Origin of the sequence: Camelimonas lactis (assembly GCF_004342915.1) — a bacterium.
Lineage (GTDB): Bacteria > Pseudomonadota > Alphaproteobacteria > Rhizobiales > Beijerinckiaceae > Camelimonas > Camelimonas lactis.
In genome coordinates, this window is the sequence record NZ_SLWL01000003.1 from 1 (window position 1) to 17,607 (window position 17,607).

Annotated in this window: 10 protein-coding genes and 8 pseudogenes; 7 read left to right on the plus strand and 11 right to left on the minus strand. The window is 59.9% G+C overall.

What is annotated here, in order from left to right; translation table 11 throughout:
- Positions 1-100, minus strand: a pseudogene (locus EV666_RS04535) (IS5/IS1182 family transposase); the annotation flags it as partial.
- Between the two features lie 141 nt (positions 101-241).
- On the opposite strand from EV666_RS04535, the pseudogene EV666_RS18550 reads away from it, so the two are divergent.
- Both EV666_RS18550 and EV666_RS04545 read left to right on the plus strand, forming a co-directional pair.
- Positions 242-1,145, plus strand: a pseudogene (locus tag EV666_RS18550) (IS630 family transposase); the annotation flags it as partial.
- Positions 1,146-1,279: 134 nt separating this feature from the next.
- Positions 1,280-2,698, plus strand: a complete 1,419-nt coding sequence (locus EV666_RS04545) for a DUF2142 domain-containing protein (protein ID WP_132003796.1) — start codon at positions 1,280-1,282, stop codon at positions 2,696-2,698.
- A gap of 131 nt (positions 2,699-2,829) precedes the next feature.
- Here EV666_RS04545 and EV666_RS04550 read toward each other — a convergent pair.
- The 5 genes from EV666_RS04550 to rfbF all read right to left on the minus strand — a co-directional run bounded on the left by EV666_RS04550 (position 2,830) and on the right by rfbF (position 7,593).
- Positions 2,830-4,019 (minus strand): IS3 family transposase gene (locus EV666_RS04550; RefSeq protein ID WP_376884705.1). Its coding sequence is split into 2 segments (ribosomal slippage): positions 2,830-3,770 and positions 3,770-4,019, totalling 1,191 coding nucleotides; the frame shifts between segments, so codons are not numbered across the junction.
- A 221-nt stretch (positions 4,020-4,240) separates the two neighbouring features.
- A complete protein-coding gene (locus EV666_RS04555; RefSeq protein ID WP_132003802.1) occupies positions 4,241-5,170 on the minus strand; it encodes an NAD-dependent epimerase/dehydratase family protein in 930 nt (309 codons plus the stop codon).
- Positions 5,170-5,733, minus strand: coding sequence for a dTDP-4-dehydrorhamnose 3,5-epimerase (gene rfbC / locus EV666_RS04560; RefSeq protein ID WP_132003804.1), 564 nt, complete (start codon positions 5,731-5,733; stop codon positions 5,170-5,172). Before rfbC ends, EV666_RS04555 begins: the two co-directional genes overlap by 1 nt.
- A gap of 11 nt (positions 5,734-5,744) precedes the next feature.
- Positions 5,745-6,803, minus strand: coding sequence for an NAD-dependent epimerase/dehydratase family protein (locus tag EV666_RS04565; protein WP_132003806.1), 1,059 nt, complete (start codon positions 6,801-6,803; stop codon positions 5,745-5,747).
- Between the two features lie 19 nt (positions 6,804-6,822).
- Positions 6,823-7,593: a glucose-1-phosphate cytidylyltransferase gene (rfbF, locus tag EV666_RS04570; RefSeq protein ID WP_132003808.1), complete on the minus strand. Its 771-nt coding sequence runs from the start codon at positions 7,591-7,593 to the stop codon at positions 6,823-6,825.
- Positions 7,594-7,839: 246 nt separating this feature from the next.
- Here rfbF and EV666_RS04575 point away from each other — a divergent pair.
- Positions 7,840-8,259, plus strand: a pseudogene (locus tag EV666_RS04575) (transposase); the annotation flags it as partial.
- On the opposite strand, the pseudogene EV666_RS04580 reads toward EV666_RS04575, so the two are convergent.
- Together EV666_RS04580 and EV666_RS04585 are read right to left on the minus strand one after the other, a co-directional pair.
- Positions 8,179-8,800, minus strand: a pseudogene (locus EV666_RS04580) (transposase); the annotation flags it as partial. The pseudogenes EV666_RS04575 and EV666_RS04580 sit on opposite strands and share 81 nt — an antisense overlap.
- A 59-nt stretch (positions 8,801-8,859) precedes the next feature.
- Positions 8,860-9,006 (minus strand): annotated as a pseudogene (locus tag EV666_RS04585) (IS256 family transposase); the annotation flags it as partial.
- Between the two features lie 156 nt (positions 9,007-9,162).
- Between EV666_RS04585 and EV666_RS04590 the strand changes: the two are divergent.
- A complete protein-coding gene (locus tag EV666_RS04590) occupies positions 9,163-10,293 on the plus strand; it encodes an NAD(P)/FAD-dependent oxidoreductase (protein WP_132003811.1) in 1,131 nt (376 codons plus the stop codon).
- A gap of 55 nt (positions 10,294-10,348) precedes the next feature.
- Here the strand turns inward: EV666_RS04590 and EV666_RS04595 are convergent.
- Positions 10,349-10,657, minus strand: a pseudogene (locus tag EV666_RS04595) (transposase family protein); the annotation flags it as partial.
- Positions 10,658-10,717: 60 nt separating this feature from the next.
- A pseudogene (locus EV666_RS04600) lies at positions 10,718-10,987 on the minus strand (transposase); the annotation flags it as partial.
- A 302-nt stretch (positions 10,988-11,289) separates the two neighbouring features.
- On the opposite strand from EV666_RS04600, the gene EV666_RS04605 reads away from it, so the two are divergent.
- Genes EV666_RS04605 through EV666_RS04615 form a run of 3 tightly spaced genes read left to right on the plus strand, consistent with a single transcriptional unit; the run spans position 11,290 to position 16,572 of the window.
- Positions 11,290-14,988, plus strand: a complete 3,699-nt coding sequence (locus EV666_RS04605) for a class I SAM-dependent methyltransferase (protein ID WP_132003814.1) — start codon at positions 11,290-11,292, stop codon at positions 14,986-14,988.
- Positions 14,989-15,014: 26 nt separating this feature from the next.
- Entirely contained in the window at positions 15,015-16,262 is a 1,248-nt protein-coding gene (locus EV666_RS04610) for a rhamnan synthesis F family protein (RefSeq protein ID WP_165909896.1), read from the plus strand.
- A gap of 16 nt (positions 16,263-16,278) precedes the next feature.
- Positions 16,279-16,572, plus strand: coding sequence for a transposase (locus EV666_RS04615; protein WP_245514210.1), 294 nt, complete (start codon positions 16,279-16,281; stop codon positions 16,570-16,572).
- Between the two features lie 358 nt (positions 16,573-16,930).
- Here the strand turns inward: EV666_RS04615 and EV666_RS18560 are convergent.
- Positions 16,931-17,551: pseudogene (locus EV666_RS18560) on the minus strand (helix-turn-helix domain-containing protein); the annotation flags it as partial.
- Between the last annotated feature and the right edge of the window lie 56 nt (positions 17,552-17,607).

The window sequence follows — 17,607 nt, forward strand, 5'->3', positions numbered from 1 at the left end:
GTCGGTCGTCCACCCGGGCCTTGCCGCGGGTATCTGTTGGAAGATGCGGCTCAAGCCGCGCGAACTGCTCGTCCGTCAGCCAGAAAACGTGCGTGCCCATCCGATGGCTCCCTTCGGGAACTTTGAATCAGAAAACGCTTAAAAGCGAAACTGTTTTTATGGGTCCGGAGCCTAGTGGATTGACCGAAACGAAAGAGTCCTGCGAGGGATTCGCCGCTTGCATTCCGTGAGAACCTTGGTCATGCGCACTGGTATTTCCTTTACTTTTTGCGGAGCTGACCGTCGGCGTCTTGAGGCACTGATCGCCGACCGCAACACATCGCAGAAGCATGCCTGACGCGCCCGGATCGTGCTGATGAGCGCCGACGACGTCGGCACATCAGCTATCATGGCAGAGGCCGGAACGGCGAAGACGACGCTCTGGTGGCGGCAGGCCCGCTTCATGGAGGAAGGCGTCGACGGTTTGTTGCGCGACAGGTCCCGGCCGCCGGGGAGAGCCCCCGGTCGCTGACCACAAGACCGCGACGATCGTGGCGATGACGCTGGAGCCCCCGCCCTTCGAGGCGACGCATTGGACCGCTCGCGCCATGGCCAATGTCGCGGGGCTAGCGGTCTCTACGGTCCAGAAGATCTGGAAGGCCCATGGTTTCGCTCCGCATCGGTCGCGGCGCTTCAAGCTCTCCAGCGATCCGGCCTTTGCCGGGAAGCTGGCGCGACGTCGTTGGGCTCTATGTCAATCCACCCGCTCACGCTCTGGTGCTCAGCATCGACGAAAAGTCACAGACCCTGGCGCTCGATCGCACGCAGCCAGGACTGCCGCTGAAGAAGGGGCGCGGCGCGATCATGACCCATGACTACAAACGAAATGGCACGACCACGCTGTTCGCGGCCCTCGACGTACTGACCGGGGAGGCGTTCGGGCGCAACATGCGACGCCACCGGCATCAGGAATTCATCCGTTTTCTCAATGCCCTTAAGCGCGCGACATTCCGGCAAGCAAGCTGGTCCACGTCATCCTCGACAACTACGCCGCCCACAAACATGAAAAGGTGCCCGTCTGGCTCGATCGACACCCGCGCTGGACGTTCCACAGAGCAGGCTCCGATTGCCCCACCATTCCCTCAACACCTGGATCCCTGTCTAAACGAGCAAAATTTGCGAAGGGCCATTTCGGCGCGTTGACAGCTGGACAGAACCACGAGAGGAAGCTGTGCATGTTCAGTCATTCCTTTGTTCAAGTTAGGTATGCGCACGCCGCGTAGGGCCCAGGAGGTGATTTGTGTGGAAACAGCTAGAAGCGGCCGCGTTCCGGTACTGCCCCGTCGTGTACCTTTGCATAAGTCTGCCAATTGTCCTGTTTCAGGTTTTCGTCTTGCCACCGTTTCAAGGAGCCGACGAAGCCGCACACTTTCTCAGGGTCGCCCATCTCACCAATGGGCATGTGATTGGTGAGAGGTTTGGGGAATTTTCATCGGGCGGCCCAGTTCCTCCCGCTGCAAACATGGTTCATCCCCCGTTTGCCTACATGCTTGCCAAGCCGGCTGCGAAGCTAGATGGCAGCAAATTGACTGAAGCGCGACAATTATTCTGGCGTGGAGCTGAACGGCCATCAACCTTCGAGACGAGCGTCATTTACCCACCACTCATGTACCTTCCCGCTATTGTTGGCTTAAAGATTGGTCAGGTCACCGGAAAGAGTGTGCTGGATTCCATTTATATGGCGCGTTTTTTAACTGCACTCTCCGCCATTGCGATATCTACAGTAGGTTTGGCACTAGCAGGACCTGGAAGAGCAACAATGTTTGTATTGTTATGCTTCCCCATGACCCTGCATCTTTACTCCTACGTGACGCAGGATGCGCTGCTGATATCGCTTGCTGCATTGATCGCCGGGTTGCTTTCGTACGCCTACGCGTCCGGAAAGCGGTTCCGGCTATCCAGTGGCCTGCTACTTTCGATGATAGTAGGATGCATGGTCGCAGCACGGACGCCGTTGTTTCCCATTATCGCAATCTTCCTCCTCCCTCTCTTCGCTCCCCAGATTGGAACCGTAAACCCAAAATGGCACGGGGACCGGCGCGTCCTGTACCTCGCCCTCTCAACGGCAATCGCCATTTCCTGGGTGCTGCTAGGCGCTGCACCCGTCAAGGTGCCGTTTAAATTGGAAGACGGCATATCCATAAGTGGGCAATTGGATTTCATACTTGGTCATATGACCCACATCCCTTCAATTGCGTTCAATACGTTAGAGTTTTACGCTATTGGATATCTTCAGCAGATTGTTGGCGTCCTAGGTAACCTAGATACCCCTCTCCCCCAGTGGTATTATGGATTGGCGGTTGCTCCCGTGTTTGCAGCTATGCTGGGCGACTATATGCGTCCGCAGAACAGCATGCGAATGCGTGACGCGTGGCTCATTCTGGGTCTTTGCGTTGTCGTGGCTGCGGCAATTTTCGCAGCCCAATATCTAAGTTGGACGCCTGTCGGCGCCAGCCGTGTGGAGGGTGTTCAAGGGCGATATTTCATTCCGGTTTTGCTGCTCTGCGCCATCTGCGTGCCCTGCCGATTAAGGGCGCGAGGTGGTGAGGATGAGTTTACGGCAGCGGTGACTTCTAGCAGCTGGCTCATAGTCTACGGCTATGCTTTTTACGGTGTGTGGCTTGTCCCACGCGTCATCTTTAGTCGCTTCATAGGTTGATTCGGCTTCACCGAAGCGATCCCTCGTTCGGCCGCTGTGTCTGGTGCGCCGACATTACGTACATTCCGATGCAGCGGGGCTTCCTCTATCTCGTCGCCGTCATGGACTGGGCGTGACGTTGCCCCCAAGTTCTATCCAGCCCCGAGTTCGACCTGGCGGTTGTGGGTTGTCTTTGCACGGATGGTTGAGGCGGGATCTGTCGTGGAGCCCGCGACCTGGCGCAACGGCAGATCCCGCCGCTGCGCAAACGTGGCCGAGAAGGCGGCTGGTGTCTGCCACGCCAGCGCAGAATGTGGGCGGGCCCCGTTGTAATCGACCCGCCATCTGTCCAGTTGGGCGCGCGCCTGGGTCAGCGTGGAGAATAACGTCTCATTCAGGAATTCGTCTCGCAGACGCCCATTGAAGCTCTCGATGAACGCATTCGGCATGGGCCTGCCCGGCGCGATGTCGTGCCTGCGCACCTTTGAGCTGTCTGCCCATGCCAGAATGGCGTTGGAAGTGAACTCACTGCCATTGTCGCTGACAATCATGGCTGGCTTGCCCCGGGCGCCTGTCAAGGCATCCAGTTCACGCGCCACCCGGGCGCGTGAAAGGGAAGTGTCAGCCACGAGCGCAAGGCACTCGCGGGTGCAGTCGTCGACGATTGTCAGCACGCGGAAGCGCCTGCCATCCGTCAGTTGATCCGACACGAAGTCCAGTGACCAGCGTTCGTTCGGCAGCAACGGGGTCTGCATCGGCGCCCGTGTCCCGATCGCCCGCTTGCGACCGCCGCGACGGCGCGCACCGAGCCGCTCCTCCCTGTATATCCGGAAAAGCCGCTTGTGGTTGATCTCAAAGCCTTCACGACGCAGTAGAACATGCAGACGCCGGTAGCCAAACCGCCGGCGTTCATGGGCCAGTTCTTTCATCCGCGTGCGCAGGACACCATCGTCCCTGCGCTGCGCCTGATAACGCATGCTCATGCGGCTGAAGCCGGTGGCTTTACACGCCCGACGTTCGCTCATCCCGTGCTGCTGCGTGAGATGGCCAACGGCTTGCCGCCTTGTGGCGGGCGTCACCACTTCTTTCCCAACAGGTCCTTCAGCGCCACGTTGTCGAGCATGGCATCGGCCAACATACGCTTCAGACGACTGTTCTCGTCTTCAAGGGCCCGCAGCCGTTTGGCCCCGGACACCTCCATGCCGCCAAACCGCGCCTTCCACTTGTAGATGCTGGCGTCGCTGACCCCGTGCTTCCGGCAGAGTTCAGCCACCGGAATGCCGGCCTCGTGCTCCTTCAGGATCGCGATGATCTGCTCTTCTGAAAATCGGGTGCGCTTCATACCTGGTCCTCTCAGCAGGGCCAGATCGAACTTCAAACCGGAATAGGGCACGGGGGCAACGTCAGTGAAAACTTGACCCCCCGATAACTACGGCACCATAAAACGCGTGGGTCACTTCTCGGTGCAAATCCCGGGTCAGTTCTCAGCGGAAATCAACAGTCTCCACATCGAAAGTGTGAATCACGCCAAAAGCCGATCATCAACCTTTTTCAAAAAACCTCTTAAATCCTGTAAAAGTCAGCGACCTCGTTCCAGGCAGTTTCCTCATCCCAGTCGGTAACGTAACGTTCAGCATTGTCCGTGTTCACGCGCATCAGCGGCTCTGAGAAGTCGGATTGCGTTCGCAATTCTACCTCGCAGGCCATCCCAAGGCGGGACCGCATGGCAGAAGCAAACCGCAGAGCAAAAGAGCCTTGGCTCTCGATATAACCGCTTGGGCTCATTTGGCGTATGGTTTGTCCGCCAGTTCCGTGTTCGGCAACAAATCGAACGTAGGCGCGCGCAAGCAGCATTACATGGATGTTGTCGCGGACATAAGCTGGCGTGTTCACAGCCGCAGTTTCGCCCTTCCTCCAAGTGCGGATGAGATAATTACAAAAGCGCGGTTCTTCCAAAGGTCCGAACGGATTTGGAATGACGAATTTCCCGTAGATAAGACCGGCCTCTCGACAGCGATACCTAACTACTTCCGCTGTGAGCCCTTTGGAAATACCATAAGGCGAGAACGCAACAAGCGGGTGCTCTCCGGCACCTTCATTCTGCTCGAAGACAGAGCCAGTCAGAACCACCCCCTTCAGTCCGCCCTTGCTAAGCGCTTCGAGTACGGCGCGAAGATTATGAGTGTTTTCCTCCAAGGCGCCGGAAATGTCGAAATCAGGGCTGCGGTAATCACCGACCCGCGCTGCATGATGACACAGCACGTCGAAACTGCCCGCTCTTGCGATATCGAGAAAGCGATCCGATCCGAAGGATGAGTGCTCCACAATTTCACTCACCCTCGCAAGCCGGCGAACTCGCTCGGCACGTATGCCGTCCCCATAATCAGCGACGCCCAGTCGCAGCGGGGCGACAACATGGACGCCTGCTGCCGCGAGGCTGTGGGCGAACCAATAGCCAGTAAATGAACTAGCGCCCGTAAGTAGGACTTTCATCAAAGCCCCCGCATCGCTTCGAAACCGTGGAAGGTCTCGTTGAGATCAGGCCACTTCGCGTCCTTCTCAGATATTTCGGTTGGTTGAATTGGCCATTCGATTCCGATTGCGGGATCATTCCAACGCACACCCCGCTCGCTCTGCGGGCCGTAGAACGCGCTCACGAGATACAAGGCCTCCACATTGTCGGTTAGCGTCAAAATGGCGTGTGCGAATCCGCGTGGCACATACATCATGAGCCGGTTCTCGTCATTCAGTTCCGCACCGAACCACTTGCCGAAAGTAGTCGACCCCGCCCTCAGGTCGACGATACAGTCCCACAGCGCGCCTTTGACAGCACGTACGACTTTGACCTCTCCGTCGGGCGGCAGCTGGTAGTGGAGTCCGCGTAGAGTTCCAGCCTTAGAACTCAGGGAGTTGTTGACCTGAACAAAGCGGGTATCCAGCCCATGATCCGCAAACTCCTTCTCACAGAAAAAGCGCGCGAAAAAGCCCCGATCGTCACCACGACGCTCCAACTCAATGAGATAGGCACCTTCAAGGGGCGTTTTATGAAATTTCATTCCCAAACTCCTCAGTACCGACCGCCGGCGCACCAGCGCAAGTCCATGCCAAGTCGGTCGGCCGACATAAGACTTTCCAATGTCTTCAAACGCATAAACTGGGAATTGCGGAAGTCCTTGTCAGCGAAAGCCATACCAATCAGGCCGTTCGTCAGCCGTTCGATCGATTGTCCAAGGCTCACCTGTGGAATCGCTTCTGGTGCCAGTTCCTTGAACAGGGAGAAATCTACTTTGTAGGAACGCTTATCGGGAGGTGCACTGGTATTAATCGACACCTTAGTGTTCGGGATATGGTTGGCTACAGCAGCAGCCAGTTCCGACACTTGATAATTGCCCTCGTCGCGTCCGGCATTCACAGCGAGGAATCGACCACCATTCGTAGCCTGACGCTGAATGGCCCAGCAGATGGCACGCGCCATGTCCTGAACATCGATCAACGGACGCCAAGGGGTGCCATCGCTGAGGACGGTAATTTCACTGGACGCAATAGCGCAGGCGACAAAATCATTAAGAACGAGATCTAGACGGAGCCTGTCAGACATGCCACACGCCGTAGCAAAGCGCAAGGATGTAACGCTCATGTCGCCGAGATCAATCTGCCCGAAAGCGTTTTCCGACCCGATTTTGGAGCGGGCGTAAGCTGTGAGCGGGTTGGTTGGATCCTTCTCCGAACGAGCCCCTCCCTCCGCATACCCGTACATAGAGCAGCTCGACGCAAAGACAAAATTCTTCACCCCACGCGCCGCTGCCGCTTCGGCCAATCTTGCGCTGGCAAGCTGGTTGATTTCATGGGTCACCGCCTCGAATTTGTTACCCATCGGGTCGTTCGAAACCGCGCTGAGATGAACAACAGCATCGATGCCATCGAGAATTTCGACTGGGAAGTCACGGATGTCACCGAATACCTGACGGTTGAGCAACGTCTCCGGCAAGGTGGAGGCATTGGTAAGACAATGCCCGAAAAAGCCCGCATCAAAGCCAACGATCTCGGTTTCAGGCGTTGAATCGCGCAAAAACCGCGTGAGGACGGGCCCGACGTAGCCCATGTTGCCGGTGATCAAAACGCGCATTCTTGAAGTCCTTTACGATTCACCACGTTTTCCAAGGTGCATTGCCGGAAGCCCACAATGCTTCCAGATGGCGCTTATCCCTGAGTGCATCCATCGGGTGCCAGAAACCACGATGGAAATAAGCTGATAGATTGCCTTCTTCCGCTAACGCACAGAGCGGCTCCTGCTCCCAGACGGTTTCGTCGCCGGCAATGTACTTACCGACCTCGGGAGAAAGCACAAAGAAGCCGCCATTGATCCAACCTCCGTCACCAACCGGCTTCTCCTGGAAGCCGGTAACGCGGGTACCGTCGAAATCGATGGCACCGAAACGTCCGGGCGGCTGAACAGCGGTCAGGGTTGCCAGCCGTTTTTCCTGACGGTGCAATGCGATTGCAGCGGTTATGTCGACATTTCCGACGCCATCCCCATATGTCAGGCAAAATTCCTTGTCGTCGCCGATATAAGGCAAGATGCGTTTAATCCTACCTCCGATCATCGTCGTCTCGCCCGTATCCACGAGAGTAACGCGCCAAGGTTCGGCGTCAACGTGATGCACTTCCATTTTATTATTCTTTATATCAAACGTAATATTTGACATATGCATAAAATAATTATCAAAATACTCCTTGATGAGGTACCCTTTGTAGCCCAAGCATATGACGAAATCGTTGATGCCATGGGTAGAGTAAATTTTCATAATATGCCAGATAATCGGCTTACCACCGATCTCAATCAGAGGCTTTGGACGAACATCCGTTTCCTCGGCAAACCGGGTACCTAAGCCTCCAGCTAAAAGAACCGCTTTCATTCCGACCACCATCTGCATTGGCAGAGATCTATCACATCGCTCAGATGGATAGACTCCTTTTCAAGGGACGATTCCAAAATCGAAACCATGTTGGTTTCTGGCGTCAGCGCCGACCCGTAGGGATCATACGAGCGCACGTCTCCCGTCAAGCCACAAAAGTCGGATAATGAAATTGGACGGTTCGAAAAACCTGGTGCTTTGAGGTCTGTGCTGAGAACCTGAGCAGGTCAGCTTTCGGAAGCGTCGATGGCCAGTCAGCCCGGTTTCTTTGATCTTGGGGATCGTTATACAGTTCTGAGCGCCACCGGCGATCCCCTTGAGCGGCTGGCGTCAGTCGTGGATTTCGAGACATTCCGGACGCCACTGGTTGGAGCTCTTCACCGGGCGACGAGGGGCAAGGGCGGGCGACCGCCGTACGACCTGGTCATGATGTTCAAGATCCTCGTCCTTCAGGCCCTTTACTCGCTGTCAGATGAGGCCACGGAGTTCCAGATCCGCGACCGCCTGTCGTTCCAGCGTTTCCTTGGGCTGGGCCTTGAAGGAGCCGTGCCGGACGCCACGACCGTCTGGCTTTTCCGTGAGCGGCTGGTGAAGGCCAAGGCCATCGACAGCCTGTTCGCCCGCTTTGACGCCGCCCTGACAGAGCGGGGCTTTGTCGCCATGGGTGTTGCGGACGACGCCTTCATCGCGAACTTTCACGCGCAGGGCGTCGAAAAACACCAGCGGATAAACCGGCTCCAGCGGCCGGGCCTGCCAGGCGGCGACTTCTTCGAGGACAGCGTCGGTGACAGCGCTGATCAGATCGGGCGAAACGTCAATGCCGTAGAGCTCGCGCAGATGCCCGACAATCTCACGCGCGCTCATGCCCCGGGCATATTGAGACGATCTTGTCATCAAAGCCGGGGAAACGGCGCCGGTAGCTGGCGATCAGTTGCGGATCGAAGGTCGCCTGCCGGTCACGGGGGATGTCCAGCTCGACCCGGCCTGTCTCGGTTGTGACAGTCTTGCGCCCATAGCCATTGCGGCTGTTGCCCGCTTCATCGGCCGCCAGATGATGATCCATCTCCGCGTTCAGGGCCCGTTCGGCCAACGCCTTCTTCAGATCATCGAACAGCCCATTGGCGTCAAAGGCCGTCTTTGGGTCTGCCCCAGCAAGCAACTGGTCAAGAAGCGCGTCTGGAATGCGGGGTGCTTTGCGTCGTGTCATCGGGAACCTCCATCAGGTCCAGTATGACCGCCCGCACACGAAATTCCTGACAGTCCCCCGTTGCGCTCGTGCCGGCCGGCGCCGATCAGGCCGTCAACGTCGGCCTCCATGATCAGCTGCATCACGCTCTCGGCGATCGCCCGCAAAAAATCTCCGTCACCGGTCTTCGCGGCAAGCTCTTCAATCAGTAGTCTGTCATCGGTCATCGGGAATTCCTCTTCGTCAGGGTTGAAGTCGTCAAACTCCACCATAACGATGAGCCCGGTGGCCACCAGAGACGCGGTATTCCGGGGTGGGGACCACGAACGCGGACGCTAACTCCAAAATCCTGCGACCATCTCTGCTGCGCTAGGGAGCACCGTATGAGCAACTACCAGACCGACGCCATTGTCGTGGGCGGCGGCGTCGTGGGCCTCGCCATCGCCCGCGCCATCGCCGCCACGGGCCGCGAGACTATCGTACTGGAGCGCCAGGCCGGCGTGGCCCGCGAGACCTCAAGCCGCAACTCCGGCGTGATGCATGCGGGCATCTATTACGCTCCGGGCTCGCTCAAGGCGCGGTTGTGCGCCCCCGGCCGCGCCATGTTGCAACGTTATTGCGCCGACAAGGGCGTGGATTTCCAGCAGTGCGGCAAGCTCATCGTGGCCACCGGCGATCAGGACGCGTCGGCGCTCCCTTCCCTACGTGACAAAGCGCGGGGCAATGGCGTGGCCGACATCGAACTGCTTGAAGGCAGGGAAGTGCGGCGTCTGGAGCCGGAGGTCGCCTGCGTGGCGGCCCTGCATTGCGGCGACACCGGCATCGTCGACGCCCTCGCCTACGCCGCCAGGCTCGCAGGCGACCTGACGGCGGCGGGCGGTGCCATCGCCTTGGGCACGACCGCCGTCGCCGTCATTCCAACGGGCGACAGCATCTGCGTGCAGGCGACCGACGGCGAGACGGAGACGGAGATCGCAGCACCCCTCGTGATCAATGCCGCCGGCCACGGCGCGCCGCGAATGGCACGCGCCACGCGGGGCCTCGCCGATCACGGCCAGCCGCAGCAATGGTTTGCCAAGGGCAATTATTTCGCCTTCACCGGACGCAATCCGTTCTCGCACCTAGTTTATCCGGTGGGCGCCGCCGCCAGCGGCCTCGCTGCCGGTCTTGGCGTTCACGCCACCATCGATCTAGGCGGGCAATTGCGCTTCGGCCCGGACGTGGAATGGGTGGAGGCGGAAGACGACTATACGGTGAGCGCCCACCGGCTGGAGATGTTCGAAGCCGCGATCCGCGACTGGTGGCCGGACCTGCCAGCAGGCGCGCTCGCGCCAGCATGGGCGGGGGTGCGCCCCAAGCTGCATGGCCCCGGCGAGCCCGCGCCCGACTTCCGCATCGATGGCCCGTCCGTCCATGGCGTGCCAGGGCTGGTCAACCTGTTCGGCATTGAAAGCCCCGGCCTCACCGCCTCGCTGGCGATCGCGGAACATGTGATGGCGATGCTCACCGATTGACGTCTGGCGGCGCTGCGGCGGCACGGCCAAAGAATGGCAGGGCCCATCTGGCCTACAACTTTATCCGGCCGGCATAGCTGGAGGGGGGAAGTGCGCCGCCGAGCGCCAGGCCGAGATGGTGAACGATTATCTCCAGTCGCTGGGTGCACCGACCATGGCGGGCCAGCACGTTGTCGCCGAACCGCTCGCAAAAGATCCGCCGGCCACACTGGACAGCATCGCACCAGAAACGACGCGCCATGATCGTCAGCATCACCCGCCAGCCGCCGAGAGGCAGGTCGGCCGGCCGCCGTGCGTATCGGCTCTGAACCCGGCGGCTTTGCCGCCCGCAATCTGGGCAGGTTCCTGCAATCTGACCAGAACGAGCAGCTTGACGTCAACGCCCCCTTCAGAGAAGGCTCTTAGAGTCCTTTTGAAAAAGAGGTCAATGAGCAATGCGTCTGATGAGGAGTGCACCGAGAGCGATGTGGATCATGGCCTCGGAAACGTCGATGCGCTGCTCATAATCGCGCACGAGGCGTCTCCAGCGCATCATCCATCCGAAGGTTCTTTCCACCACCCATCTGCGAGGCAGGACATGGAAGCCTTGCACGCCTTCGATACGGCGCACCACCTCGACGACGAAGTCGAGGAAGGCGGCCCTGTCCAAGAGCTTCGCCCGGTCGTAAGCGCCGTCGGCGAACAGATGCTTCACAAGGGCCATGGCGGCCTGAGTTTCTTCACGCCGCCCGCACACGAAATTCCTGACAGTCCCGCATACGCCTCCAGTTGATCGCCCAGTTCGCTCAGGCGCTTCAGACGCTCGTCGACATCAAAGAAGCCCGGCATCCCCGACCTAGACCCGTCTCCCTGCGCCAATGCCTCACATCACCACAAAATGGCCAAATGCGTGAGGTTCTTCGAACCCTCCACCTTCTCAAACGTGCGTTAATAGGCAATGTACGCATCAAGCCGCCTATGGGGTGGAAGCTGACCAGTGCTCGTGGATGGGACTAAATGAATAGCCATATCGACTCCATTCCTGAGAGGATTGTATCCGAACCGTTTCAGGAGGATCGACTCGCGTGGATAGGCTCTTCCGCTTTCTGGCCGCCTCAACACGTCGTCGAATCGGCTTGGCTGGAACATGCTCCCTTTGCGTTCTGGCTTGTGGATGCCATCCGCCCAGATACTTTTGTCGAACTCGGGACCCATAACGGCTTCTCCTATTTTTCTTTTTGCCAAGCGGTACAGTGGTTGCGGCTCTCGACGGCCTGTTATGCTGTCGATACCTGGCTTGGCGACGAGCATGCCGGTTCGTATGGCGAGGAGGTTTTCGAACAGGTTGCGGGTACAAACGATAAAGGCTATTCAGGCTTCTCGCGCCTGTTGCGTTGTCGTTTTGACGAAGCATTGCCCTATTTCGATGATGCTTCCATCGATCTGCTGCACATCGATGGTCGACATTTCCTCGATGATGTGCGCCAAGATTTCGAAACTTGGCGCCCGAAATTGTCGTCGCGTGGCGTGGTGCTGTTCCATGACATCAATGTGCGCGAGCGCGACTTTGGCGTCTGGCGCCTCTGGGCGGAGTTGTCCGCGCAGTATCCCTCCTTCTCGTTTCCACATGGTCATGGCTTGGGCGTGCTGGCGATCGGTCCGGAGATTCCGCACGGCTTACAGCCATTGCTGAATGCCGGTCCCGGCCGAACAGACCTCATCCGCACGGCCTATTCACGACTAGGTCTGGCCGTCAGGCGACAGAGTGAGCACGAGCGTACGCACGCCCACCTCCATGAGACTACAGTGGAGCGGGATCGCCTCCGTCAAGATCATCAGGCGGCACGCGCCGAGCTGGGCAGGCTCCAAGACGAGTGTCAGGCGGCTCTCACCGAAAGGGACAGGCTCCGGGGCGAGCATCAGGTGGCTCTCGCCGAACGGGACAGGCTCCAGGGCGAGCATCAGGTGGCTCTCGCCGAACGGGACAGGCTCCAGGGTGCCACGGACGATCAGGCAAAGGTCGCGGTAGAGCTACGCGACGCGTTGGCTCGAGAGGCTGCGGCCACTCATGCCGCAAGAGCGCATTCCCAACTTATCGAACAGAGCACTTTCTGGCGGGCTTCCGCCCCCCTCCGCGCGATCCTCGGCCGGACACCGCTATCGGTGCGGCGGACGCTCCGGCGCGCGACGAAAGCGTTGTGGTGGGCTGTCACTCCCCACCGCTTGCCCACACGCATGGCCTTTCTACGCGCCCGGCGTCGCGGCGAGCCGGTGCTCTCGACCGCCCCGGAATCCAGGTCGCCCCAAATCGTCGCGTTCGATCGCGGCTGGTTCGATCCGGACTACTACTTGAACCAAGAGCCCAAACTGGAGGGCATCGATGTCGATCCTTTCACGCATTATGTGACGATCGGCTGGCGCCAGAACCGCAATCCCCATCCACTGTTCGATGTCCAGTGGTGGTTGAAGCATCACCCGCCGGGCCCCGACGGCGAGATCGAGCCGCTGCAGCAGTTCCTGTCGCAGATCAGGTCCGAGCCGGCAGCCGCCGATGCCGGCGCTCCCAGAGGCTGGGCACGCTCCGCCCGCGACTTCGGAGGCATCCCCACCCGCGTCCCGGTCCCTTACACCCCACCGGAACGGGCGCATCTACCCAGCACCCAGGATGCGGCAGTTCTCGACCGGCTGGAGTCCGTCGAGGTCCTGTCGCTGGATATTTTCGACACCGCGCTCATCAGGCGGGTCGCCCACCCAACCTCGGTCTTCGACCTGGCGGAGGCGGCGGCGCGCACCATCCATCCACGCTTCGGCACGTTCGCCGATTTGCGTTTCTGGGCCGAACGCGAGGCACGCAATATCGGACAACGAGAAGCCGGGACGGTGGAGATCGGCCTGCGGCACATCTACGATGTCCTGCAGAAAGAGCTGGAGCTCAACGATGGCGAGCGCGATCGACTCGAACGGTTGGAGCTGGATATCGAACGACGGATGCTCCGCGCCAACCCGACGGTGCTGGGCTGGTATCGGAAAGCGAAAGCGGCGGGGAAGAAGACGATTTTCGTCAGCGACATGTACCTGCCTTCCGCCTTCCTGGCGGAAGTGTTGTCCGCTGCCGGCTACGAGGATCCGGTCGTCTATGTCTCCAACGAATACGGCGTAGGCAAAGGGCAGCTCGGCTTGTACGAGAAGGTCGCCGCGGATCTGGGAATTCCCGGCGAGAAGATCCTGCATCTGGGCGACAACCATCAGTCCGACAAGCAGAGCGCCGAGGCTATGGGCTGGAATGCCGTCCACTATGTCGAGCAGGCGTGGGAGCGGCCTTATGCGCTGCAGATGGCCGATGTCTCGACGCTCGACATCTCGAACGCGGCTGCATCCGTCGGACTGGGCCTGGCGCGGGAGCATCGCGTCCGGATCGAGGCCACGGATGTCGATGCCGCGGAACGCATCGCTCGTCATGTCGGCTATGAGGTTGTCGGACCTACGGCCCTTGCCTTTGCCGGATGGGTCGCGAAGCGGGCCAGGGCCGATGGCTTGGACAAGGTCCTGTTCCTAGCGCGGGATGGTATCCTGATCCAGAAAATCTATGAGCTCCTACGTGAAACGGGATTTTCTGTCGGCGAATCCCATTATATACTGGCCTCCCGTAGCCTTTTGTACAGTCAACGTATGCTCACGCTCGACCAGCTTCGGGATTCGGCCGCGAAACTGGACTTTTCGCGAGCCACGACGCTGCGTGATTACCTCGACATGTTCCTGATCCGAAACGACGACATCATCGTCCAATGCGCCAGCAGACTGGGCATCGGCGATGTCGATGCCCCGATCCTGGACCAACTCGGCAAGCGCGACGATTATGGCGCGGCCAAGCGCTTGCTCGGGGAGGCGCTCGCAGACCTTGCGCCGACGATCCTGGAACACGCGAATGCGGCATCGGACGATCTGTTGCGATACTATCGGGATGCCGGCGGCATCGAGGGCAGCAAGGCCATCGGGCTGGTCGATCTCGGCTGGTCAGGCAGCATCATGCCGTCGCTGAAATCCCTTTTCGCAACCCTGGCTCCCGGCGCCACGATGAGGTCCTACTTCTTCGGCCTCGTCCACAATCGCAAAAACCACTTGCCGGCGGACCTGCCGGCGGACGCGTATTTCTTCTCGGATGGCATATTCGAGTCGTACCCTTACACACCGCTCCGGATGCCCTCGCCTCGACAGCATGTCGACGTGATCGGAGCCTGTCCGGCACTGATGGAAGTCCTGCTCAGCGAAAACACGACCACGGCCATCGGGCTTCGATCCGACCCCGCGACAGGAGCGTTGAGCGCGGTCCGCTCCCAGGATACCTTGTCGACCGAGCAGCGGCGCCTGATCGCCATCATGCACGAGGAGGCTCTGCGCTTCGCCCGCGATGCCGTGGATATCCTGGGGAGCGATCCCGGCCGGTGGGATTTCAGCTCGCTGCTAGCCCAAGCTTGGAATCGATTGCTGTCCAGCCCCGATAGCGCGGAAGCGAGCCTGCTCGGCACGTTTCCGCACCGGGCGGATGCTGGGGGCGGGGCCGCGACCTCCACCCTGGTTTGCTCCGGATCCTATCATGGACGAGCCACCTTATCCGATGCCGGCCAGGTGCTGTGGCCTGCTGGATGGTTTGCCCTTCTGGATTCCTCGGAACGGGCTTTGCTGCTCGAACGGTTGCATGCTACGGCCATGGCATGACTTCTGGTTCGAGTTTTGGACAGCTCATGAACGCCTCCGAAAGCCCCCACCCGCTGATCGACCTCGCCTGGATTCGGCAGGCCAGCGGAGCCCCCGACCTGCCTTTCCAGGAGTGCCTGTGGCAGGCGGACCTGGTCGGTCCCAACATCCTGTTCGACGTTTTCTACTACCGCCAGACCTATGGACATGAGATGCCCGCCGGGATGACGTGCCTTGAGCATTTCTGCCGCCAGAGCGTGGACAGGCCTCGTAACCCCAATGCGTTGTTCTCAACCCGGCAATGGCACGAGACCATCGGTGAACATCTGGCCGATCGCACGGCCTGGCAGAACGTCCTGTTTCGGACATTGGCGGACGAGGCGCGCTTTTCCCGGGACGAGCAGCGCAAGCATGAAACCGGCGCAGTGATCTTGTCCAACCTCGAGCTCGGTCCCGCGCCCGCAGCGGAAGAGACGATCTGCCTGTTCGCCCATTACGATTTGCGGAGCGAGGTTCAGGACTACGTCCTGGATTATATCGACGCGATGCGCGCGCAGGGATGCTGCATCGTCTTCCTGACGAGCAACAGCGAGCTGACCCTGGAAGCCTGCTCCAAGCTTAGGGGCCGGGTCTGGCGTTTGGTTCATTGCGAGAACCTCGCGCGGGACTTCGGGCTCTATGCCATCGGGGTCCGCCTGCTCGACCGCCTCGGCGTCTCCGGTCATTCCGTCATCTTGGCCAATGACAGCGTCATCGGCACGATGAACAGCTTGGCCCCCCTGTTCGAGGTGGCCCGCTCGGGCCGGTTCGATATCACCGGCGCCGTGGATTGCCGGCTTCACAACTGGCACCTTCAATCCTTCTTCCTCTATTGCACGGTCGATCTGGTTGCCAGCGACATATGGGGGGGCTTCTGGGACGCCTATAAGCCACATAGTGACCGCTGGTTCGTGGTCAACAGCCATGAATCCGGTTTCTCCCGCTGGATGAACGGCCGGGGAGTCCGTATGGGCTCGGCATGGCGCTATGATGAGATCATTCGAAACGCAGCGGCGGATTGGAAGATGAACAATCCACAGGCGCATGATTGGCGGACTGGAGTTCTCAAGGGAGACATTCCCACCAATCCGAGCACCGAGCTCTGGGAGGTCATGCTGAAAGCCGGTTTCCCCTTCCTGAAGAAAGCCATCTTCACGACACCGCTCTTGTCTGAGAACCTCCTCGGGATCTGCAACGTGCTGAGTGCGCGGGCTCCAGTCGCGCCAGGGCGGCCATCTTCACCGCATCGAAACTGATCGTCCCCACAAGGCGATGCTGCTATCTGTGTGGTACGACCTGTCGGACGTGAAGCTCGCCGAAGCGCTGGACGACCGTGCTTCGTTCCGGCATTTCTGCGGCTTCTCGTTGTCGGAGCCGATGCCGGAACGCACCGCCTTCGTGCGCTTTCGCAAGGCGCTGGTCGAGCGGAACCTGGACACGGTGCTGTGCGGCGCGATCACCGGGCAACTCAAGGCGAAGGCGATCGGGGTCAAGACCGGCACGCTGGTTGACGCCACCATCATTGCATCAGCCAGCGAAGCCGATACCGAGGCCCATTGGTGTTGATTTCCGCTGAGAAGTGATGGCGTGGATGCCCCCTCCCGATGCTTGTGGCCGCTCAACACGGACCACGTTCCAAAATCCTGAACGGAGCAGTCACCATCAGGCTGAAGCCCTAATCACCCCATCTGTTTGGAAATGAAGCGGCCCCGAATTCCCCGGACATGTCTCACCCTTAAAATAAGGGTTGGGAGCAATGTCGTGGCTATGACTGGTTCTTATCCGAAGGCCGAGGTCCTGATCGGACCGGAGCGGCGTCGCCAATGGTCGGTTGCGGAGAAGCTGGAGATGGTGGCGCAGACGCACGAGGCGGGCGTCACGGTCAGTCTTGTCACGGTCAGCCTTGTCGCACGCCGGTGCGGCGTGTCATGGTCGCACCGCGCCCTTTCTTCAGCGGCAGTCCCGGTTGCGTGCGATCCAGAGCATGGATTTCTGACTTCCTGTCGATGCTGAGCACCAAGGCGTGGGCCGGTGGACTCACGTAGAGCCCGACCACGTCGCGCAACTTCCCAGCGAAACCCGGATCGTTAGAGAGCTTGGAGCGCCGCCAGCGATGCGGGGCGAGGCCGTGGGTCTTCCATATCTTTTGGACCGTGGAAACCGCCAGTCCCGCGACGTTGGCCATGGCGCGCGGTCCAGTGCGTCGCCTCGAAGGGCGGGGGTTCCGGCATCATCGCCACGATCGTCGCGGTCTTTTCGTCAGCGACCGGTGGCTTTCCCGGCGGCTGGGACCTGTCGCGCAACAAACCGACGACGCCTTCCCCATGAAGCGGGCCCGCCAACGCCAGACCGTCGTCTTCGCCGTTCCGGCCTCCGCCATGATGGCTGATGTGCCCACGCCATCGGCGCTCATCGGTACTATCCGGGCGCGCCAGACATGCTTCTGCGGTGTGTTGCGGTCCGCGATCAGTGCCTCAAGACGCCGACGGTCAGCCCCGTAAACAGTGATGGAAATCCCGGGGCACGGGAACGCAAGCGGCGGAATGCCTCGACGGACTCCTTCGTTTCGGTCAATCCACCAGCTCTGAGCATTCAGAGCAC

What these genes read in the sequence shown, in the direction of transcription:
- EV666_RS04565 (WP_132003806.1), bottom strand. Translation starts at nt 6,803, where the DNA reads ATGCGCGTTTTGATCACCGGCAACATGGGCTACGTCGGGCCCGTCCTC.
- EV666_RS04610 (WP_165909896.1), top strand. Translation starts at nt 15,015, where the DNA reads ATGAACGCCTCCGAAAGCCCCCACCCGCTGATCGACCTCGCCTGGATT.
- rfbF (WP_132003808.1), bottom strand. Translation starts at nt 7,593, where the DNA reads ATGAAAGCGGTTCTTTTAGCTGGAGGCTTAGGTACCCGGTTTGCCGAG.
- rfbC (WP_132003804.1), bottom strand. Translation starts at nt 5,733, where the DNA reads ATGAAATTTCATAAAACGCCCCTTGAAGGTGCCTATCTCATTGAGTTG.
- EV666_RS04615 (WP_245514210.1), top strand. Translation starts at nt 16,279, where the DNA reads ATGCTGCTATCTGTGTGGTACGACCTGTCGGACGTGAAGCTCGCCGAA.
- EV666_RS04605 (WP_132003814.1), top strand. Translation starts at nt 11,290, where the DNA reads ATGAATAGCCATATCGACTCCATTCCTGAGAGGATTGTATCCGAACCG.
- EV666_RS04555 (WP_132003802.1), bottom strand. Translation starts at nt 5,170, where the DNA reads ATGAAAGTCCTACTTACGGGCGCTAGTTCATTTACTGGCTATTGGTTC.
- EV666_RS04590 (WP_132003811.1), top strand. Translation starts at nt 9,163, where the DNA reads ATGAGCAACTACCAGACCGACGCCATTGTCGTGGGCGGCGGCGTCGTG.